Genomic DNA, 18,917 nt, shown 5'->3' with positions numbered 1-18,917 from the left:
GGGGGGTTCGGCTTGTTCTCGCGAACCCACGGGAACACGTCAGGAGAACTCCGTTTCCTTCACATGATCGACAGTTGGCCTGGTGTGCCGTCGGGTGATCCGGGAGAGCGGTGCTCCTGCCGTGCGGCGCACCGGGCGCCCGCGTCGGACGGGTCGGGGCCCGGCGCCGGTCGTGCCGGTGCCGGGCCCCTTCTCGTGCCGGCTTCTCCGGACCCTCAGCCGGAGAAGCCGACGTGCGCGAGCCGCAGTGAGCCGCGCAGCCTGATGCGGAGGTCGTGCACGCCCTCGGCGGTCAGGGCGGCGCCGAGCTCCACGTAGTCGTACGGACCCGGCGTCGACGTCTGCGGCGACAGCACCGCCGACACGGGTCGCCCGTCGAGGGCGATCTCCACGGAGCCCCCGCCGCCCGCCACCGCGACGGTCACCCGAGTGACACCCGGCCCGAAGTCGCAGGCGCGGTAGAGCAGTTCGCCGGAGCCCTCCGCGACCGGCGTCACCGCGTCGCCCGACACCTTCGTGCGGTCCACGATCTCCGTGCCGCTCTGCTCGTCGAAGTCGGCCGCGTCCAGGCCGCGTTCGCGCACCGGGCGCGGTGCGGCGGGCTCACCGTCGAGCGCGACCGTCGTCTCCAGGCGCACGTCCTCGCTGGAGGCGCCGGCCAGCAGGGCGTACGGGCCCGGCTCCAGCCGCCACCGGCCGTGGGCGACGTCCCAGAACGCGAAGGCGGACAGCGGCACGTCGAAGGACACCTCCGCCCGCTCGCCCGGGGCCAGGGTGAGCCGCCGGTGCGCCACCAGTTCCCGGCGCGGGCGCGGGACCGAGGGCGCCTCGGCCCGGGTGTAGAGCTGGGCCACCTCGTCGGCGCGGACGTCGCCCGTGTTGGTGACCGTGAAGGACACCGACACCGCGTCGTCCGTCACCCGGGCCGAGAGGTCCGCGTACGCGAAGGACGCGTACGACAGGCCGTGCCCGAAGGGGAACAACGGGGTCCCCTCGAAGTACAGGTAGGTCTGCCGGCCGCCGATCACGTCGTAGTCGAGCAGGGCGGGCAGGTCGGCGTCGTCGGCGTACCAGGTCTGCGGGAGCCGCCCGGCGGGGGAGACGTCACCGGCCAGGACCCGGGCCAGTGCGGTGCCGGCCGCCTGACCGCCGTGCGCGGACCACAGCACCGCCGGGAGGGCCTCGGTGTCGACCGCGTACGGGTAGGCGGAGACCAGCGCCAGCACCGTGCGCGGGTTGGCGGCCCGGGCCGCGCGCAGCAGCCGCTCCTGGTGGTCCGGCAGCCGCAGGGTCGTACGGTCCTCCGTCTCCCGGCCGTTGATGTGCGGGTCGTTGCCCGCCACCACCACGACCACGTCGGCCGCGGCCGCGGCCCGCGCCACCGCCTCCTCGCCGCGCTCGGCGACGACCAGCTCGAAGATCTCGCCGTCCGCGCCGTCCGCGGCAACCCGCACGCCGTCGGCGGCGACACAGACGGGACGACCCGTTCCCGAGTGCCGGAGGAGGTGCCCGTTGCCGTGGGGTTCGAGGCGGAACGTCTCCTGTACGACCCAGCCGCCGGGCTGGTCGGCGGAGGCGCGCACGTACCCGTCCTCGGCGACCGACAGGTACCGGCCGTCGTGGGCGCGCAGCGTGAGCACGCCCTCGCCCCAGTCGACGAGCGCGAGTTCGCTGCCGGTGGCGTCGGTGGTGAGCGGCGGCAGGTCGGTGCGGCCGGCGACCAGGGCGGGGTCGAGGGCGCCCTCGGCGCCGGGCGCCCCGTCGGGGGCGTCCTCCGCGGGGAGCACGTGCAGGAACGTGCCGGCGGCCGTCCGCAGCCGGACCCGGTCCACGCCCTCCGCGAAGCCGACGGCCTGCGCGCCGAACCGCTCGTACAGGCCCTCCAGCGGGGTGGAGCGGTGGATGAGCGTGCCGCTGTACCAGTCGAGCTTGCACTCGTCGGCGAGCAGACCGACCACGGCGACGCGGGTGTCCGGGGCCAGCGGCAGCACCCCGTCGTTCCGCAGCAGGACCACCGCCTGCTCGGCGGCCTCCAGGGCCAGCGCGCGGTGCTCCGGGGTGTCGAAGTCGGCGGTGCCGGCGTACGGGTCCCGCGCCGGGTCGAACTCGCCGAGGCGGAAGCGGACCGAGAGCTGGCGGCGCACGGCCGCGTCGACGTCGGCCTCGGTGAGGAGCCCCCGCCCGAGGGCGCCGCGGACGCGCTCGACGATCTTCGAGGAGTCCGTGCCGTGGTCGGTGAAGCTGTCCACCCCGGCGCGCAGCGCGGCCGCGGTCGCCTCCTCGTGGGTGTCGAAGTAGTGCTCGGAGTCGACGAGATTGGACGGGGCGCCGGCGTCCGAACAGACCAGCAGCTCCTCCTCCGTCCAGGTGCGCAGCTGCTCCCGCAGGTACGGGGAGAGGTGGTTCGGGCGGCCGTTGACCAGGTTGTACGCCGGCATCACGCCGGCCACCGCGCCCGCCTCGACCGTCTCGCGGAAGGCGCGCAGGTCGTACTCGTGCAGGACGCGCGGGCGAACGGAGGACGAGGCGGTGTCCCGGTCGGTCTCGTTGTTGTGGGCGAGCCAGTGCTTGAGCACCGGCGCCGTGCGCCAGTACGCCGGATGACCGCCGCGCAGTCCGCGCGTGTAGGCGGTGGCGATGGCCGAGGTGAGCCGCGGGTCCTCGGAGTAGCCCTCCTCGTTGCGGCCCCACAGGGGGTGGCGCAGCAGGTTGACGGTCGGGGACCACACGTTGAGGCCGACGCGTTCGTCGCGGGCGCGCATCGCCCGGGCCTCCTTGGACACCGCCTCGCCGACGCGGTGCACCAGTTCCTCGTTCCAGGTGGCTCCGAGGCCCACGGCCTGTGGGAACACGGTCGCCGGACCCATCCAGGCCACCCCGTGCAGCGCCTCCTGGCCGGTGCGGAACGCGGCGATGCCGAGCCGCTCGACGGCCGGGGCGAACTGGTGCAGGAAGGCGGTCTTCTCGTCGAGCGTCAGCCGCGACACCAGGTCGTCGACGCGCTTCCCGAGCGGCAGCTGCGGATCACGGAAAGGCGGCGTGGGCGGCGTGGGTGCGGTCACGTGGAGATCCCCTTGCGATGGAGCGGCGAGACGCTTTCGAAGCGCTTCGATGCTCATTCGGCACCGGGGCGGGTGTCAAGGCGTATCCGCACACCGACTCCGACTTCTCGTCACTGTCCAAGCGCTGCATGAACACGGTGAGTCGTCCATGACCACGCACACATCGGAGGAATCTTGGGAGCGACCCTTGTGCGCCCTTAGACGTTCACTTAACCTCGCTGCAACATCGAAGCGCTTCGACTCGGGAAGCGGTGAACCGGGGGCGTGCCGCGAGTGCGTCCGGAACCGCAGATTCCTCCGACGACCGCTTCAGCTCAGCCAGTTCCACTGAAGACACCGCAGCCGACGGCCACCGCCGGGTGTCCTGGTGCGCCATGAAGGGTTGACGCAATGACGCCGAACGCCGCCTCCGGCCCCAGCCGGAGAAAGTTCCTCGCCTCCACGGCGGTCGCCACCGCAGCGGTGGCGGGAGGAATGCCGCTGCTGTCCGCCTGCGGCGGATCCGACGGCGGCTCGCGCGACGGCACCACGTCGGGCAAGGACGCGAAGAAGCTGCTGCCGGCGTACGTGGCCGGCAACGTCGTCACCCCCGACATCCCCAGCAAGAACGGCTCCGCGGTCGGCTTCACCGGCAAGCTCGACCTCGCGGACCTGAAGGTCTCGGTGCCGAAGAAGCTCGGCAAGGGCGGCCGGGTCACCGTCATGTCGCCCTTCTGGGGCTCCCCGCCGAAGGAGGACAACGCCTACTACAAGGCGATGAACGACCTCATCGGCGTCGACGTGGTCTGGCAGAACCAGGACGGCAACACCTACGACCAGAAGCTCGGCGCGGTCCTCGCCTCCAGCGAGGTGCCGGACGTCGTGGTCGTCCCCGGCTGGAACATGACCGGCAAGATCCCCAGCGGCATCATCGGCAAGTTCGCCGACCTCGGCCCGTACCTCTCCGGCGACGCCGTCAAGGAGTACCCCAACCTCGCGGCGATCCCCACCGACGCCTGGCAGCGCTCGATCTTCGGCGGCAAGCTGCGCGGACTGCCGATGCCGTCCTCGTACGTGTCCGGCATCCTGCCGCTGTACCGTCAGGACGTCTTCGAGAAGGAGGGCTACGAGGTCCCCCGGTCCTGCGACGAGTTCATGGCGCTGGCCAAGGACGCCACCAACGCGAAGGCCAAGCGCTGGGCCTGCCTGGACATGAAGTGGACCGCCTTCAACGCCTTCGGCGTGCTCTCCGGCAACGAGAAGTCCCTCGGCTGGAACCAGGCCGACGGCAAGCTGGTCTACCGCGCCGAGACCGACGAGTACCTCGAGGCCCTGGAGTGGACGCGCAAGCTCTTCGCCGCCGGCGTCGTGCACCCCGACGCCATGCTCGGCAAGAGCAACGCCACCGACCCCGGTCCCAAGTTCGCCGCCGGCGAGTTCATCGTCTACAACCAGGACATCTCCCAGTGGTGGAGCCGCACCGCCGAACAAGCCACCCAGAACCCGGAGTTCAAGGTCTGGGGCATGGACTTCTTCGGGCACGACGGCGGTGAACCCACACTGTGGGCGCAGAACCCGGCGAGCATCTTCGCCTTCGTCAACAAGAAGGCGTCCAAGTCCGTGATCCGCGACGTGCTGGCCGTCGCCAACGTCACCGCCGCGCCGTACGGCACCAAGGAGTACATGGCCACCAACTACGGCGTGGAGGGGACCCACTACACCGTCAAGGACGGCGTGCCCACCAAGACCGACCAGGGCAACATCGACGTGATGAACGCCTACGTGATGGTGGCGAGCCCCGCCGCGACCATCGCCCACCCCGACTTCCCCGAGGTCGCCAAGGGACAGGTCGAGTGGCAGCAGCGGATGGGCGCCTTCACCAGGAAGCCCACCTTCTACGGCATGCAGATCACCGAACCCGCCCGCTACACCAACCTCGCCAACGACTTCGAGCAGCTCGAGGACGACATCGTCCGCGGCCGCAAGAAGATCAGCGACATGCAGCAGGCCGTCTCCGACTGGCGCAGCAAGGGCGGCGACGAACTGCGCGACTGGTACAAGAAGCTGCTCGACGACAACGGCACGGCGGCGGGCTGACCGGTACCGAGGCAAGGAGAACGGCCGTGTCCCACAGCACGGTGCCCCGGACCAGGGCCGAGGCCGATGCGACGAAGAAGACCCCGGTGGCGTCCGGCGACGCCACCGGCTCCCGGAAGGGGAAGCCGAGCACGGGGAGGCTCAGCCTGCGGCTGAGGTTCCGCCGCGACCGCGTACTGCTGCTGATGACACTGCCGGCCGTCCTGCTGGTGCTGCTCTTCAACTACGTACCGATCCTCGGCAACGTCGTCGCCTTCCAGGAGTACGACCCCTACATCAGCGACAACGGGATCGTCTCCATCCTGCACAGCCCCTGGGTGGGCCTGGAGAACTTCCAGCGGATCTTCGAGGACTCCGCCTTCTGGAACTCCGTACGGAACACGCTGGTGCTGTTCCTCCTCCAGCTCGTGCTGTACTTCCCGGTCCCCATCCTGCTCGCCCTGCTCATCAACAGCGTGGTCCGGCCCCGGGTGCGGGCGATCTCGCAGGCCATCCTCTACCTGCCGCACTTCTTCTCCTGGGTGCTGGTCATCGCCGTCTTCCAGCAGCTCTTCGGCGGTGCGGGTCTCCTCTCCCAGCTGCTGCGCGACCACGGGTACGACGGACTCAGCCTCATGACCGACCCGGACACCTTCAAGTTCCTGGTCACCGCGCAGAGCGTCTGGAAGGACGCCGGCTGGGGGATCATCGTCTTCCTCGCCGCGCTCGCCTCGGTCAGCCCCGACCTGTACGAGGCCGCCGCGATGGACGGCGCGAACCGCTGGCGCCGCATGTGGCACGTCACCCTGCCCGCGCTGCGCCCGGTGATCGCCCTGCTGCTGGTGCTGCGCGTCGGCGACGCCCTGACGGTCGGCTTCGAGCAGATCCTGCTGCAACGCGACGCCGTCGGACCGGGAGCCGCGGAGGTCCTCGACACCTTCGTGTGGTGGAACGGCGTGCGCAACCAGGACTTCGGATACGCGGCCGCCGCCGGGCTCGTCAAGGGCGTCATCAGCCTCGGCCTGGTCCTGATCGCGAACAAGGTGGCCCACCTCATGGGCGAGCAGGGGGTGTACAAGAAGTGACCGCCGTCCACGAAGCGACCGCCGTGACCGACAAGCCCGCGCGCGGGCCCGGCCGCTGGGCGGCCCCGCCCAGGCCGGTGTGGGAGGAGAAGCCCAGCCCGGCCGGGCTCGCCGGCAAGGGACTGGTGCTGCTCCTGGCCTGCCTGGGAATCCTGTTCCCGCTGTGGATCGTCGTCGTCACCAGCCTCTCCTCGCGCAAGGCCATCGACGAGGCCGGCGGGCTGGTGATGATCCCCAAGGACATCACCTTCGTCGCCTACCAGGAACTGCTCAGCGGCGGCCAGGTCACCCGCGCCGCGCTCGTCAGCATCGGCATCACCCTGGTCGGCACCCTGTTCTCGATGGCGGTGTCGGTGCTGTGCGCCTACGGACTCTCCCGCAGCGGCTCGCTGGGCCACCGCTGGATCCTCATGGTGCTGCTGGCCACGATGTTCTTCAGCGCCGGCCTGATCCCCACCTACCTGCTGGTGCAGTCCCTCGGCCTGACGGACACCTACCTCGCGCTGATCCTGCCCAGCGCGATCAGCGTGTTCAACATCCTGGTGCTGCGCGGCTTCTTCATGGGCATCTCGCAGGAGCTGACCGACAGCGCCCGCATCGACGGCGCCGGAGACCTGCGCATCCTGTGGCAGATCGTCCTGCCGCTGTCCCGGGCGGTCGTCGCGGTGATCACCCTGTTCTACGCCGTCGGCTACTGGAGCGCCTGGTTCAACGCCTCCCTGTACCTCAACGACCAGGACATGCTGCCGCTGCAGAACGTCATGATCCAGCTCGTGCAGAAGCAGGAGGCGCCGGTCGGCCTCGGCCAGGCGATCAAGACCGGTGAGCTCTCCGGTCTGGCCGTGCAGATGGCGGTCATGGTCATGGCCCTGCTGCCCGTCGCCGTCCTGTCCCCGTTCGTCCAGCGTCACTTCAAGAAGGGGATGCTGACCGGCGCCGTGAAGGGCTGACGCCCCGAGCGGCGGGGCGGCCCGCGCGACGTCCCCGCCGCGGCGCCGTCGCGGCCGGCCGCGCGGTCCCCCGCGCCCCCGAAGCATCCCCAGTCCCCGCCCCCCCCGCACCACGAGGAGTGCCATGCGCGCGTTCCCCCTGAGCCGGCGTGCCGTTCCCGCCGGGAGCACGGCCGCCGTCGCGGCCGCCTCCGTCCCGTCGCTCGCCGGGCACGCGACGGCCGCGGAGCACCCGTCCGAGCCGGTCCGGTACGGGGAGCCCCGATGACGCCCTGCCTCGCGGACACCACCCGCGGCCGCATCCTCTTCGGAGGCGACTACAACCCCGAGCAGTGGCCCGAGGAGACCTGGCCCGAGGACGTCCGCCTGATGAAGGCCGCCGGCGTCAACTCCGTCACCCTCGGCGTCTTCTCCTGGTCGAGGCTCGAACCCCGGCCCGGCGCGCACGACTTCGCCTGGCTGGACCGCCTGATGGACCTCATGCACGCGCACGGCATCGGCGTCGTCCTCGCCACCCCCACGTCCTCGCCCCCGCCCTGGCTCGGCCGCCTGCACCCGGACACCCTGCCCCGTGACGAGGACGGCCGCACCGAGTGGTGGGGCGGCCGCCAGCACTTCTCGCACTCCAGCGGCACCTACCGCCGGCACGCCGCGGCCATCACCGAGGCCCTGGCCGCCCGCTACGCCGGCCACCCCGCCCTCACGATGTGGCACATCAACAACGAGTACTGCACCTTCGACCACGGCGACGAGGCCGCCGTCCGCTTCCGCCGCTGGCTCCGCGACCGGTACGGCACCCTCGACGGCCTGAACACCGCCTGGGGCACCGCCTTCTGGAGCCAGGGCTACGCCGACTGGGAGGAGATCCTCCCCGCCCGCCGGACCCACTACCTGAAGAACCCGACCCAGGTCCTCGACTTCCGCCGCTTCACCTCCGACATGCTCCTGGAGTGCTTCACCGCCGAACGCGACATCGTCCGCCGCCACACCCCGCACATCCCGGTCACCACCAACTTCATGCCGCTGTGGTCCGGCCAGGACGCCTGGCGCTGGGCCGAGGAGGAGGACGTCGTCTCCGTCGACCTCTACCCCGACCCGCGCGACCCCCTGGGCGCGCAGCACGGCGCCCTGGTCCAGGACATGGCCCGCTCGCAGGCGCGCGGCCCGTGGATGCTCATGGAGCAGGCGGCCGGACCGGTGAACTGGCGCGGCGCTAACCGGCCCAAGCCGCGCGGCATGAACCGCCTGTGGACGCTCCAGGCCGTGGCCCGCGGCGCGGACGCCGTCTGCTACTTCCAGTGGCGTCAGTCGCGGCAGGGCGCGGAGAAGTTCCACTCCGGCATGGTCGGCCACGCGGGGGAGCAGGGCCGTGCGTACCAGGAGATCAGGCAGCTCGGCGCCGACCTCGCCAGGCTCGGCCCGCACGTGGCGGGCACCCGGATCACGGCCGACGTCGCCGTCCTGCACGACTGGCACTCCTGGTGGGCCGGCGCCCAGGACGGCCGCCCCTCGACCCGCTTCGACTACCCGGACGTCCTGCACGCCTGGCACCGGGCGCTGTGGGAGGGCGGCCTCACCACCGACTTCGCCCACCCCGAGCACGACCTGACCCCGTACCGGATGGTCGTCGTGCCGCAGCTCTACGCGCTCACGGACGCCGCGATCGACAACCTCCTCGCCCACGTCCGCCGCGGCGGCACCCTCGTCTGCGGCTTCCTCACCGGCGTCGCCGACCAGGACGACCGGGTCAGGGACGGCGGCATGGACGCCCGGCTGCGCGACCTGTTCGGCATCCGCACCCTGCACGAGTGGTGGCCCCTGGAGACGGACGAGACGGCCGCCTGCGCGGGCTTCCGGGGCACGCTGTGGTCGGAGGAGATCGAGCCCGACGGCACCGCCACCGAGACGCTCCCGTACCGGGGCGGCGAGCTGGAGGGGCTCCCGGCCGTCCTGCGCAAGGACCGCGCCTGGTACGTGTCGACCCTGCCGGAGCCGGGCGCGCTGCGCGCCCTGCTCGCCCGCGCCGCCGCCGACGCGGGCGCCCGCCCGGTGCTCGACGGCCTGCCGGCCGGAGTCGAGGCGGTACGCCGCGGCGACCTGCTGTTCCTCCTCAACCACGGCCGCGAACAGGTCACCGTCGACGTCCCGGGCACCCACCGCGACCTGCTGACCGAGGCGGCCGTCACCGGCCGCGTCACCCTCGGCCGCCACGGCGTGGCGGTGCTGACGGAGCCGGCCCCGTGACCGGCGGACCCGTGCACGGCACCTGGGAGCCCGAGCCCGCCCGCCGCTGGGAGGACGGCTTCCTCAGCGGCAACGGCCACCACGGCGCCCTGGTGTTCGGCGACCCCGGGGCCGACCGCGTCGTCGTCACCCACCACACCCTCGTCCGCCCGGACGGCGACGACGCGCACCGCAGGCCGCCCCGGCTGGCCGCCGCGCTCCCCGCGCTCCAGGACCGTCTGCTGGCCGGGGAGACGGCCGCCGCCGAGGAGTTCACCGACGGCCGCCCGCTGCGATGGGTGCGGCCCTTCCACCCGGCGTTCCAGATCCGGCTGACCGGCCCCTCCGGCGACACCGGCCACCCCTACCGGCGCTCCGTCGACTTCACCACCGGCGAGACGACCGCGGCCCGCTCCACCTGGAGCAGCCGGGTCTTCGTCTCCCGCGCCGACGACGTGATCGTCCAGCGCGTCGCCGCCCCGCACCTCACCCTCGACATCTCCCTGGACCCCCGTCTCCCCGGAGCGCCCGCCGGTCTGGGCGTCGGCCACCGCGCCGTCCTCACGCCCGGGGGCGCCCTGCTCAGCCTGCGCGCCCGCTACCCCGGCAGCGACCTGGCGTACACCGGCGTCACCCTGGTCGCCGTCACCGGCGGCGCCACCAGGCTGGTCCCGCCGGGTGTGCTCGTCGAGGGCGCCACGGAGGTCCTGCTCCTCACCCGGGTGCGCCGGCACACCGGCGAACTGGACGTGGCCGCCGAGGGACGCGCCCTGCGCGGCCTGGCGGACGGAAACAGCCACGACGGACGACCGGGCAGGCCCCCGGACGACGCACCGGCCGGGGACGCGGACGACGGACCGGACGGCACGCCGTACGACACCCTCCTGCGCCGCCACCTCGCCCTGCACCGCACCGCCTACGACCGCGTCACCCTCGACCTCGCCGCCGACCCAGCCGAACGCGCCCTGCCGGGCTCGGCCCTGCTGGCACGGCCCCGCAGCGCGGCCCTGCTGGAGCGCCTGTTCGCCGCCGGCCGCTACCACCTCCTGTCGTCCGGCGGCCTGCTCCCGCCCCGTCTGACCGGCCTGTGGACCGGCGACTGGAACACCGCCTGGTCCGGCGCGTTCACCACCAACGCCAACCTCAACCTCCAGACGTCCTCCGCGGCGGCGGCCGCCCTGCCCGAGGTCACCGAGGCCCACGCGGCCCTGGTCCACCGCCAGCTGCCCCACTGGCGCGACAACGCCCGCGCGATCTTCGGCACCCGCGGTGTCGTCGCCCCCTCGCACACCGACGGCGAGTCGGGCCACACCTACCACTTCAGCCGCGAGTACCCCCTCCACCTGTGGACGGCCGGCGCCGACTGGCTGCTCAAGCCCCTCGTCGACCACGACGAGACCTACGGCACCCGTGATCCCCGCACCACCGCCGCACTCGCCGAAGTCGCCCTGTTCTACGAGGACTTCCTCACCCGGACCGACGGGGACGGCCAGGTCGCGGTCGTCCCGTCGTACTCGCCCGAGAACCGGCCCGCGAACGCGAGCTGGGGCACGGTCGACGCGGCCATGGACCTCTCCGCCGCCCGGCACGCCCTGCTGACCGCCGCCGACCGCCACCCCGAGCACGCCGGCCGCTGGCGCGCCCTCGCCGGCCGGATCCCGCCGCACCGGATCAACGCCGACGGCGCCCTCGCCGAGTGGGCCCGGCCCGGCCTGACGGACACCTACGACCACCGCCACCTCAGCCACCTCTACGGTGTCTGGCCGCTCGACGAGATCACCCCCTACGACACCCCCGGCCTCGCCGAGGCCGCCCACCGCGCCCTCGAACTGCGGGGCGCCGAGAACGACTCGGCCCACGGCCACCTCCACCACGCCCTGGTCGCCGCCCGCCTCCGGGACGGCGACCGGGTCGCCCACGCACTCGGCCGGGTGCTCGACGGCGACTACTTCCACGCGTCCCTGATGAGCGCGCACTACCCCCACCGCGACGTCTACAACGCCGACGCCGCGCACACCCTCCCGGCCGTGCTCCTCGAGATGCTCGTCCAGTCCACGCCCGGCCGGCTGGTGCTGCTCCCCGCCCTCCCGGCGACCTGCCCCGCGGGCGAACTCAAGGGCGTACGCACCCGGTTCGGGGCCGGACTCGACCTCACCTGGACGGCCGACGGCGATGCGACGGCCGTCCTGCGCCCGGACCGCACCCACCGCATCGACCTCAGGACCCCCTCCGGCGCCGAACCGCTCGACCTCGTCGCCGGCGAGGACCGCGTCATCAGCGTCAAGGCGCGGCAGCGACAGCGCACCTCCCCCCACCCGTGGAAGGAAACGCCATGGCACCACGCAAGCGCACCCTGACCGCCCTCCTGGCCCCGGCCCTCGCGCTCGGCGCCACCGTCGGACTGGCCTCCGCCCCCGCCCAGGCCGCCGTCTGGAACTCCTGCGACCAGTGGGGCAACACGAGCCTCAACGGCTACACCCTCTACAACAACATCTGGGGCTCCGGTGCCGGCAGCCAGTGCGTCTGGGCCAACTCCGGCACCAACTGGGGCGTCTGGGCCGACCACCCGAACACCGGCGGCATCAAGTCGTACCCGAACGCCAAGAAGGTGATCAACAAGCCGATCACTTCGCTGGGCTCGCTCAGCAGCAGCTACAACGTCACGGTCCCGGCGTCCGGCGCGTACAACACGTCGTACGACATCTGGGACACGGACTACGACTACGAGATCATGCTCTGGGTCAATTACAACGGCGCCGTCGGCCCCCTCGGCACCTCACAGGGCTCGGTCACCCTCGGCGGCCACTCCTGGAACGTCTACAAGGGGAACAACGGCGCCAACGAGGTCTTCTCGTTCCTGCGCACCTCGGACTCCAGCTCCGGCACGGTCGACATCCTGCCGATCCTGAAGTGGATCAAGGACACCAAGCGCTGGATGGGCAACGAGACCATCGGCGACGTGCAGTTCGGCTACGAGATCACCTCGTCGTCCGGCGGCCTGGACTTCCGGACCAACAGCCTGACGGTCAGCGGCGGCTGACCGGAGCGCACCACGGCCGAGGGGCCGGTCCCACCGGGACCGGCCCCTCGGCCAAGTGGTGAGGCGGGACGGCCCGCGCGGGGCCGGTGCCGACTACGGCCGGACCGGCGCGGCCCCCGAGCTCGCCCGCACCGTCAGCTCCGGCTCGAGCAGCACGACCTCCTCGCTGCCGTGCCCCTCGAGCTTGGCGACGAGCTGTTCCACGGCACGCCGGCCCATCTCCTGGGCGGGCAGGGCGACCGAGGTCAGCCGCACCGAGGCCTGCGTGGCGACCTGCTCGGGGCAGACCGCGACCACCGACACGTCCTCGGGCACGGCCCGGCCCTGCTGGCGCAGCAGCGCGAGCAGCGGTTCGATCGCGGACTCGTTCTGGACGACGAACCCGGTGGTGTCCGGACGTTCGTCGAAGACGCGGGCCAGGGTCGCGGACATCGCGTCGTAGCCGCCCTCGCAGGGGCGGTGCAGCAGCCGCAGCCCCAGCTCCCGCGCGCGGGTGCGCAGGCCGTCGAGGGTGCGTTCGGCGAAGCCCGTGTGCCGTTCGTAGACGGCGGGCGCCTCTCCGATGACAGCGATGTCGCGGTGTCCCAGCGACGCCAGATGCTCCACACACAGCGCACCGGTCGCCCGGAAGTCCAGGTCGACGCAGGTCAGGCCGGTGGTGTCGGCGGGCAGGCCGACCAGTACGGAGGGCTGGTCGGTGCCGCGCAGCAGCGGCAGCCGGGCGTCGTCGAGCTCGACGTCCATCAGGATCATCGCGTCGGCGAGGCCGCTGCCGGTGACGCGGCGCACCGCGTCGGGCCCCTCCTCGCCCGTGAGTAGCAGCACGTCGTAGCCGTGGGCGCGTGCGGAGGTGGCGACCGCGATGGCGATCTCCATCATCACCGGCACGTACATGTCGGTGCGCAGCGGGATCATCAGCGCGATGATGTTCGACCTGCTGCTGGCCAGGGCGCGGGCGCCGGCGTTCGGGTGGTAGCCGAGCTTCCGGATGCTCTCCTCGACCCGTTGGCGGGTGGTGGTGGAGATGGACCGCTTGCCGCTGAGGACATAGCTCACCGTGCTGGCCGAGACTCCGGCGTGCTGGGCGACCTCGGCGAGGGTGACCATCCAGCTCTCCAAGCTTTGTGAAGCGCTTCGACAGCGCGCGGGGCGTGCACGGGCGGGTGAGGGTGGTTCGACAGTAGCTTCAGCGATGGTGGGTGTCCATAGGTTGTCGAAGCGCTTCGACAGCTTTCTTCACCGGTATCTCCCCGCTCGCTCGTCCATCCTCTCGTGCCGGCGGCCATCGGCCGAACGGCCGCACGAAGGGTGGTGGGCCGGCCCCGGAGCGGGTACACACGATCGGGTAGCACCGACTAGTAACGTACGCCCGCGAGTTCGCTCATGAGGGACTTCGTGGCCGTACCTCCCTTCGATGCCGATCCGCGGCGAGGTGAGCCTCATGTCCGCTCCATCCACCCCTTCCTCCCGACCCACCGTCACCGAACGTGAGGCCCGTCAGGTGGCGGAGGCTGCCCGGGAACAGGACTGGCGCAAGCCCAGCTTCGCCAAGGAGCTGTTCCTCGGCCGCTTCCGCCTCGACCTCATCCACCCCCACCCGGTCCCCGCCGACGAGGCCGTCCAGCGCGGCGAGGAGTTCCTCGCCAAGCTCCGCGACTTCTGCGAGACGAAGATCGACGGCGCCGTCGTCGAACGCGACGCCCGGATCCCCGACGAGGTGATCACGGGGCTGAAGGAGCTGGGCGCCTTCGGCATGAAGATCGACACCAAGTACGGCGGGCTCGGCCTCACCCAGGTCTACTACAACAAGGCCCTCTCCCTGGTCGGATCCGCGAATCCGGCGATCGGCGCGCTGCTCTCCGCCCACCAGTCGATCGGTGTGCCGCAGCCGCTGAAGATGTTCGGCACCCAGGAGCAGAAGGACACGTTCCTGCCCCGCTGCGCCCGCACCGACATCTCGGCGTTCCTGCTCACCGAACCGGACGTCGGCTCCGACCCCGCCCGCCTCGCCACGACCGCCGTGCGGGACGGGGACGACTACGTGCTCGACGGCGTGAAGCTGTGGACGACCAACGGCGTCGTCGCCGACCTGCTCGTCGTCATGGCCCGCGTGCCGAAGAGCGAGGAGGGCAGGGGCGGCATCACGGCCTTCGTCGTGGAGGCCGCCTCCGAGGGCATCACCGTGGAGAACCGCAACGCCTTCATGGGCCTGCGCGGCCTGGAGAACGGCGTCACCCGCTTCCACCGGGTCCGCGTACCCGCCGCCAACCGCATCGGTCCCGAGGGCGCCGGCCTCAAGATCGCCCTGACCACCCTGAACACCGGCCGCCTCTCGCTCCCCGCCATGTGCGTCGGGGCCGGCAAGTGGTGCCTGAAGGTCGCCCGGGAGTGGTCGGCGGCGCGCGAGCAGTGGGGCCGGCCGGTCGCGCTGCACGAGGCGGTCGGTTCGAAGATCTCGTTCATCGCGGCGACCACCTTCGCCCTCGAGGCCGTGGTGGACCTCGCCTCCCAGATGGCCGACGAGGACCGCAACGACATCCGCATCGAGGCCGCCCTCGCCAAGCTCTACGGCTCCGAGATGGCCTGCCTCATGGCCGACGAGCTGGTCCAGATCCGCGGCGGCCGGGGCTTCGAGACGGCCGCCTCCCTCGAAGCCCGCGGCGAGCGCGCGGTCCCCGCCGAGCAGCTCCTGCGCGACCTGCGGATCAACCGCATCTTCGAGGGCTCCACGGAGATCATGCACCTGCTGATCGCCCGCGAGGCCGTCGACGCCCACCTCTCGGTCGCCGGGGACCTGATCGACCCGGACAAGTCCCTGTCCGACAAGGCGAGGGCGGGCGCGCAGGCGGGCGTCTTCTACGCCAAGTGGCTGCCGAAGCTGGTCGCCGGCCCGGGCCAGCTCCCGCGCTCCTACGCCGACTTCCACCCCTCGGGCCACGTGGACCTCTCGGGGCACCTGCGGTACGTCGAACGCACCGCCCGCAAGCTCGCCCGCTCCACCTTCTACGCCATGTCCCGCTGGCAGGGCCGGATGGAGACCAAGCAGGGCTTCCTGGGCCGCGTCGTCGACATCGGCGCCGAGCTGTTCGCCATCAGCGCCGCCTGCGTCCGCGCCGAGCACCTGCGCGGGCGGGGCGACCACGGCCGCGAGGCCTACCAGCTGGCCGACGCCTTCTGCCGCCAGTCCCGCATCCGCGTCGAGGAGCTCTTCGGCCGGCTGTGGACCAACACGGACGAGCTCGACCGCAAAGTCGTCAAGGGCGTGCTCGGCGGCGCCTACGAGTGGCTGGAGCAGGGCGTCGTCGACCCGTCGGGCCAGGGCCCCTGGATCGCGGACGCGACGCCCGGGCCGAGCACCAGGCAGAACGTCCACCGCCCCATCCCCTGACACCCGGCCCCTCGTCGTCGCCGCCCGCCCGGCGACGACGGGGCCCGGCGACGACGGGCCCGGCCGCGACCGGGCAGCGCCGGGCCGCGCGACACCCGCCCGGGGGACGCGCTGTCCTCCCGGAGGGCGGTTGCGGCCACAATGGGGGAATGAGCGACAGTCCAGCACCCCTCGCCGACCCGCACCTCGTCTACGACCCGGTGGCGGGCGACGGCCCGAAGGACGTGGTGATCCTCGGGTCCACCGGGTCGATCGGGACCCAGGCCATCGACCTCGTGCTGCGCAACCCGGACCGCTTCCGGGTCACCGGCCTGTCCGCCAACGGCGGCCGGGTCGCCCTCCTCGCCGAGCAGGCGTACCGGCTGAAGGCACGGACCGTCGCCGTGGCCCGCGAGGACGCCGTACCGGCCCTGCGGGAGGCCCTCGGTGCCCAGTACGGCACCGGTGAGCCCCTTCCCGAGATCCTCGCGGGACCTGAGGCGGCGACGCGGCTCGCCGCCTCCGACTGCCACACCGTCCTCAACGGCATCACCGGCTCCATCGGACTCGCGCCGACCCTGGCCGCCCTGGAGGCGGGGCGCACCCTCGCGCTCGCCAACAAGGAGTCGCTCATCGTCGGCGGGCCGCTGGTCAAGGCCCTCGCCAAGCCCGGGCAGATCATCCCGGTCGACTCCGAGCACGCCGCCCTGTTCCAGGCACTCGCCGCCGGCACCCGCGCCGACGTGCGCAAACTGGTCGTCACCGCGTCCGGCGGACCCTTCCGCGGCCGGACGAAGGAGCAGCTCGCGAGCGTCACCGTCGAGGACGCCCTCGCCCACCCCACCTGGGCCATGGGCCCGGTGATCACCATCAACTCCGCGACCCTCGTCAACAAGGGCCTCGAGGTCATCGAGGCGCACCTGCTCTACGACATCCCCTTCGACCGCATCGAGGTCGTCGTCCACCCGCAGTCCTACGTCCACTCGATGGTCGAGTTCACCGACGGGTCGACCCTGGCCCAGGCGACGCCCCCCGACATGCGCGGGCCCATCGCCATCGGACTCGGCTGGCCCGAACGCGTCCCCGACGCCGCCCCCGCCTTCGACTGGAGCAAGGCCTCGTCCTGGGAGTTCTTCCCGCTCGACAACGAGGCCTTCCCCTCGGTGAACCTGGCCCGGCACGTCGGGGAACTCGCGGGCACGGCCCCCGCGGTGTTCAATGCCGCCAACGAGGAGTGCGTCGAGGCGTTCCGCTCCGGCGCGCTGCCGTATCTCGGGATCATGGAGACCGTCACGCGGGTGGTCGAGGAGCACGGCACCCCCCGTACGGGAACCTCGCTCACCGTGTCGGACGTCCTCGAAGCGGAGGCCTGGGCGCGCGCCCGGGCCCGGGAACTGGCGGCACAGACGGCGGAGGCCCGTGCATGACGACCCTGATGTTCATCCTCGGCATAGTCCTCTTCGCGGTCGGCCTGCTGTTCTCCATCGCCTGGCACGAGCTGGGCCACCTGTCCACGGCCAAGATGTTCGGCATCCGCGTGCCGCAGTACATGGTGGGCTTCGGACCGACGCTCTTCTCGAAGAAGAGGGGCGACACCGAGTACGGGGTCAAGGCCATCCCGTTCGGCGGCTACATCCGCATGATCGGCATGTTCCCGCCCGGCCCCGACGGCCGCCTGGAGGCCCGCTCCACCTCGCCCTGGCGCGGCATGATCGAGGACGCCCGGTCGGCGGCCTTCGAGGAGCTCCAGCCCGGTGACGACAAGCGCCTGTTCTACACGCGCAAGCCGTGGAAACGGGTCATCGTCATGTTCGCCGGCCCGTTCATGAACCTCGTCCTCGCGGTGGTGCTGTTCCTCACGGTCCTCATGGGCTTCGGCATCTCGCAGCAGACCACCACCGTCGGCTCCGTCTCCCAGTGCGTCATCTCGCAGAGCGAGAACCGCGACAAGTGCGCCGGCACCGACAAGCCGTCCCCGGCCGCGGCGGCCGGCCTGAAGCCGGGCGACAAGATCGTCTCCTTCGACGGTGTCCGCACCGACGACTGGGACCGGCTGTCCGACCTGATCCGCGCCACCCCCGGCGAGACCGTGCCGATCGTCGTCGAGCGGGACGGCCGGGAGGTCACGCTCCACGCCGCGATCGCCACCAACCAGGTCGCCAAGAAGGACTCCCACGGGCAGATCGTCCAGGGCGAGTACGTCACCGCGGGCTTCCTCGGCTTCAGCGCGGCCACCGGCGTGGTGAAACAGGACTTCGGCCAGTCCGTGACCTGGATGGGCGACCGCATCGGCGACGCCGTCGACTCCCTCGCCGCCCTGCCCGGCAAGATCCCCGCCCTGTGGGACGCCGCCTTCGGCGACGGGCCGCGCGAGGCCGACAGCCCGATGGGCGTCGTCGGCGCCGCCCGGGTGGGCGGCGAGATCGCCACGCTGGACATACCGCCCACCCAGCAGCTCGCCATGTTCGTCATGCTGGTCGCCGGCTTCAACCTCTCCCTGTTCCTCTTCAACATGCTCCCGCTGCTGCCGCTCGACGGCGGCCACATCGCGGGCGCGCTGTGGGAGTCGCTGCGCCGGAGCTTCGCCAAGGTGCTGCGCCGGCCCGACCCGGGCCCCTTCGACGTGGCGAAGCTGATGCCGGTGGCGTACGTGGTGGCGGGCGTGTTCGTCTGCTTCACCCTGCTCGTCCTGGTCGCGGACGTCGTCAATCCGGTACGGATCAGCTGAAGCCGGCACGGCCGCCGGGGAGCCCGGTCCGGGGAACACGACCCCGGGCCGGGCTCCCCGCACGTCACGCGCGGATGGATGCCATCGGGTGGTTTCGCCGTACGCTGTGTGCCGGGGGTTCAGGTCCGTGCCGTAATCTCGAGGGCCGGAGCCCGCCGCTGACCGGGGCCGGATCTTGATCCAAGACTTGGGGTTGCACAGCAGATGACTGCGATTTCTCTCGGCATGCCGTCCGTTCCGACCACGCTCGCCGTGCGCCGCAAGAGCCGGCAGATCCAGGTCGGCCCCGTGGCGGTCGGCGGTGACGCCCCCGTGTCGGTGCAGTCGATGACGACGACCCGTACGTCCGACATCGGCGCGACCCTCCAGCAGATCGCCGAGCTGACGGCCTCCGGCTGCCAGATCGT

General features: G+C 72.0%; 13 protein-coding genes. 11 read left to right on the top strand and 2 right to left on the bottom strand.

The window, feature by feature from the left end:
- Positions 1-215: 215 nt before the first annotated feature.
- The gene (locus ACFWJB_RS16640; RefSeq protein ID WP_386922953.1) at positions 216-3,062 is read right to left on the bottom strand and encodes a glycoside hydrolase family 3 C-terminal domain-containing protein; all 2,847 of its coding nucleotides are present in this window, start codon (positions 3,060-3,062) and stop codon (positions 216-218) included.
- Positions 3,063-3,452: 390 nt separating this feature from the next.
- Between ACFWJB_RS16640 and ACFWJB_RS16635 the strand changes: the two genes are divergently transcribed.
- From ACFWJB_RS16635 to ACFWJB_RS16605, 7 genes are all read left to right on the top strand, one after another.
- Positions 3,453-5,138, top strand: a complete 1,686-nt coding sequence (locus tag ACFWJB_RS16635) for an extracellular solute-binding protein (RefSeq protein WP_385458548.1) — start codon at positions 3,453-3,455, stop codon at positions 5,136-5,138.
- 26 nt (positions 5,139-5,164) lie between these two features.
- Complete coding sequence (locus ACFWJB_RS16630) at positions 5,165-6,202, top strand: ABC transporter permease (RefSeq protein ID WP_385458546.1); 1,038 nt, start codon at positions 5,165-5,167, stop codon at positions 6,200-6,202.
- A gap of 23 nt (positions 6,203-6,225) precedes the next feature.
- On the top strand, positions 6,226-7,152 hold the full coding sequence (locus tag ACFWJB_RS16625; protein WP_385458544.1) for a carbohydrate ABC transporter permease: 927 nt from the start codon (positions 6,226-6,228) through the stop codon (positions 7,150-7,152).
- A gap of 124 nt (positions 7,153-7,276) precedes the next feature.
- Positions 7,277-7,420: a hypothetical protein gene (locus ACFWJB_RS16620; protein WP_385458542.1), complete on the top strand. Its 144-nt coding sequence runs from the start codon at positions 7,277-7,279 to the stop codon at positions 7,418-7,420.
- Positions 7,417-9,396 (top strand): beta-galactosidase, encoded by a 1,980-nt coding sequence (locus ACFWJB_RS16615; protein ID WP_386922951.1) that lies wholly within the window; start codon positions 7,417-7,419, stop codon positions 9,394-9,396. The genes ACFWJB_RS16620 and ACFWJB_RS16615 overlap by 4 nt, the downstream gene beginning before the upstream one ends.
- Positions 9,393-11,732 (top strand): glycoside hydrolase N-terminal domain-containing protein, encoded by a 2,340-nt coding sequence (locus ACFWJB_RS16610; RefSeq protein WP_386922949.1) that lies wholly within the window; start codon positions 9,393-9,395, stop codon positions 11,730-11,732. Before ACFWJB_RS16615 ends, ACFWJB_RS16610 begins: the two co-directional genes overlap by 4 nt.
- Entirely contained in the window at positions 11,708-12,415 is a 708-nt protein-coding gene (locus tag ACFWJB_RS16605) for a hypothetical protein (RefSeq protein ID WP_386922947.1), read from the top strand. The genes ACFWJB_RS16610 and ACFWJB_RS16605 overlap by 25 nt, the downstream gene beginning before the upstream one ends.
- Positions 12,416-12,508: 93 nt before the next feature.
- Here ACFWJB_RS16605 and ACFWJB_RS16600 read toward each other — a convergent pair whose 3' ends face one another.
- The gene (locus ACFWJB_RS16600; protein WP_386922945.1) at positions 12,509-13,522 is read right to left on the bottom strand and encodes a LacI family DNA-binding transcriptional regulator; all 1,014 of its coding nucleotides are present in this window, start codon (positions 13,520-13,522) and stop codon (positions 12,509-12,511) included.
- A gap of 334 nt (positions 13,523-13,856) precedes the next feature.
- On the opposite strand from ACFWJB_RS16600, the gene ACFWJB_RS16595 reads away from it, so the two are divergent.
- The 4 genes from ACFWJB_RS16595 to ACFWJB_RS16580 all read left to right on the top strand — a co-directional run.
- Positions 13,857-15,803 carry an acyl-CoA dehydrogenase family protein gene (locus ACFWJB_RS16595; protein ID WP_386922943.1) on the top strand — a complete coding sequence of 649 codons (1,947 nt, stop codon included), beginning with the start codon at positions 13,857-13,859 and terminating at the stop codon, positions 15,801-15,803.
- A 149-nt stretch (positions 15,804-15,952) separates the two neighbouring features.
- Positions 15,953-17,209, top strand: coding sequence for a 1-deoxy-D-xylulose-5-phosphate reductoisomerase (gene dxr, locus ACFWJB_RS16590; RefSeq protein WP_385458529.1), 1,257 nt, complete (start codon positions 15,953-15,955; stop codon positions 17,207-17,209).
- Between the two features lie 8 nt (positions 17,210-17,217).
- Positions 17,218-18,510 (top strand): M50 family metallopeptidase, encoded by a 1,293-nt coding sequence (locus ACFWJB_RS16585; RefSeq protein WP_385458650.1) that lies wholly within the window; start codon positions 17,218-17,220, stop codon positions 18,508-18,510.
- 204 nt (positions 18,511-18,714) lie between these two features.
- On the top strand, positions 18,715-18,917 hold a 203-nt coding region (locus ACFWJB_RS16580; RefSeq protein WP_386922941.1), incomplete at its 3' end, for a flavodoxin-dependent (E)-4-hydroxy-3-methylbut-2-enyl-diphosphate synthase.

The sequence above is a fragment of the Streptomyces sp. NPDC127100 genome, from assembly GCF_042724095.1.
GTDB lineage: Bacteria > Actinomycetota > Actinomycetes > Streptomycetales > Streptomycetaceae > Streptomyces.
This window is presented reverse-complemented; position numbering and strand designations above follow the sequence as displayed.